This is a genomic window from Acetobacterium fimetarium (assembly GCF_014284475.1).
Lineage (GTDB): Bacteria > Bacillota > Clostridia > Eubacteriales > Eubacteriaceae > Acetobacterium > Acetobacterium fimetarium.
In genome coordinates this window covers 1-1,822 of sequence record NZ_WJBC01000065.1, presented here as the reverse complement: position 1 = coordinate 1,822, position 1,822 = coordinate 1, and the positions used below count along the sequence as shown (strand labels likewise).

Annotated in this window: 2 protein-coding genes and 2 pseudogenes; 2 read left to right on the top strand and 2 right to left on the bottom strand. The window is 46.0% G+C overall.

The window, feature by feature from the left end; genetic code table 11:
• Positions 1 to 127, top strand: a pseudogene (locus tag GH808_RS15480) (methyltetrahydrofolate cobalamin methyltransferase); the annotation flags it as partial.
• 66 nt (positions 128 to 193) lie between these two features.
• A complete protein-coding gene (locus GH808_RS15040; RefSeq protein ID WP_186843597.1) occupies positions 194 to 823 on the top strand; it encodes a corrinoid protein in 630 nt (209 codons plus the stop codon).
• Positions 824 to 1,025: 202 nt separating this feature from the next.
• Here GH808_RS15040 and GH808_RS15035 read toward each other — a convergent pair whose 3' ends face one another.
• Together GH808_RS15035 and GH808_RS15475 are read right to left on the bottom strand one after the other, a co-directional pair.
• The gene (locus GH808_RS15035; RefSeq protein WP_186843596.1) at positions 1,026 to 1,652 is read right to left on the bottom strand and encodes a corrinoid protein; all 627 of its coding nucleotides are present in this window, start codon (positions 1,650 to 1,652) and stop codon (positions 1,026 to 1,028) included.
• A gap of 43 nt (positions 1,653 to 1,695) precedes the next feature.
• A pseudogene (locus GH808_RS15475) lies at positions 1,696 to 1,822 on the bottom strand (methyltetrahydrofolate cobalamin methyltransferase); the annotation flags it as partial.

Here is a 1,822-nt window from a genome sequence, read left to right as displayed (position 1 = left end):
CCTGGATCCGCTGAATCAGGATCTGATGGGGATGCTGTTCGCGACTGAAGCCCTGTTGGGTGAAGATGATTACTGCATGGAATATATCGGCGCCTACCGCGAAGGTATCTTCGGTCAGAAAAAATAGTTAATACGTAAAAACTACACACATAGTTGAAAATATAATATTAAAAGAAAATAGGAGAATTAAGAAATGTCAAAAATTGAAGATGTAAAAGTATTGGTAGAAACAGGAAAATCAAAAAAAATTGCTGCCGCAGTACAGGAAGCACTGGATGCCGGCGATAAAGCACAGGATATCCTGGATGCAATGGTTGCCTCGATGGGCGTTGTCGGCGATAAATTCTCAGCCGGAGAAATCTTCGTACCAGAAATGCTGATCGCTGCCAAAGCGATGTCAAAAGGGGTTGAAGTACTGAAACCAGTGATGGCAGGCGACACATCAAACTCTTTGGGAACCTGTATCATGGGAACCGTTGCCGGTGACCTTCATGATATCGGTAAAAACCTGGTTATTATGATGCTGGAAAGCTCCGGATTTGACATGGTTGACCTCGGTGTTGACGTGCCGGCAGCAAAATTTGTAGAAGCTATTAAAGAAAACAACAATGTTGTACTGGTAGCCTGCTCAGGTCTTCTGACCACCACCATGCCGGCGCTCAAAGAAGCCGTACAGACCATCAAAGCAGCTTATCCAGCAATGAAAGTCATCGTTGGCGGCGCACCTGTTACTCAGGAATATGCAGATGAAATCGGTGCTGACGGATACGCTCCGGATGCCGGAAGCTCTGCAGTTAAAGCGAAAGAAATTATCGGCGCTTAATTAAAAAATTATATAATTTGAGACCAGTTACTGATCATTGCGGCTGCCGCAATCAGATCAAGTAATCGGTCTTTTTTATTGCGGGGAGTTTGTCTTTGCAAAATCGGATCAATGGAAAAAGGGCCTGTTGTTTATCGTGATTAATAATCAACAACGGGCCCTTTAGCAAGTTTGTTTGAGAAAATTCACAAAAGTATTGTTATCAAGAGACGATTTCTTTTGCTTTAACAGCGGCAGAACCAGCATCAGGAGCATAACCGTCAGCACCACACTCGGCAGCGTATTCTGGCGTGACCGGGGCACCGCCGACAATGACTTTCATGTCAGGGAATGCGGCTTTGACGGTTTGTACAGCTTCTTTGAGCGCTGGCATGGTAGTGGTCAGCAGACCGGAGCAGGCGACCAGCACGACGTTGTCGTTTTCCTTGACGGCATCCACGAATTTTGCTGCCGGGACGTCGACGCCGAGATCGACCATGTCAAATCCGGAGCTTTCCAGCATCATAATAACCAGGTTTTTGCCGATATCGTGAAGATCACCGGCGACGGTTCCCATTACACAGGTACCAAGCGATTTTGATACATCGCCGGCCATAATCGGCTTGAGTACGTCAACCCCTTTTGACATCGCTTTGGCAGCAATCAGCATTTCTGGTACGAAGATTTCTCCGGCTGAGAATTTATCGCCGACAACGCTCATAGAGGCAATCATGGCATCCAGGATATCCTGGGCTTTATCGCCGGCATCGAGGGCTTCCTGTACTGCGGCAGCAATTTTTTTAGATTTACCGGTTTCCACGAGTATTTTTACTTCATCAATCTTTGACATATTTATTCCTCCTGATATTTAAATAATTATTATAGCCGATTTGCTATTTTTTCTGACCGAAGATACCTTCGCGGTAGGCGCCGATATATTCCATGCAGTAATCATCTTCACCCAACAGGGCTTCAGTCGCGAACAGCATCCCCATCAGATCCTGATTCAGCGGATCCAGG

Bases quoted from the DNA above. Each gene is read 5' to 3' on its own strand.
- GH808_RS15035 (WP_186843596.1), bottom strand. From the start codon at position 1,652: ATGTCAAAGATTGATGAAGTAAAAATACTCGTGGAAACCGGTAAATCT.
- GH808_RS15040 (WP_186843597.1), top strand. From the start codon at position 194: ATGTCAAAAATTGAAGATGTAAAAGTATTGGTAGAAACAGGAAAATCA.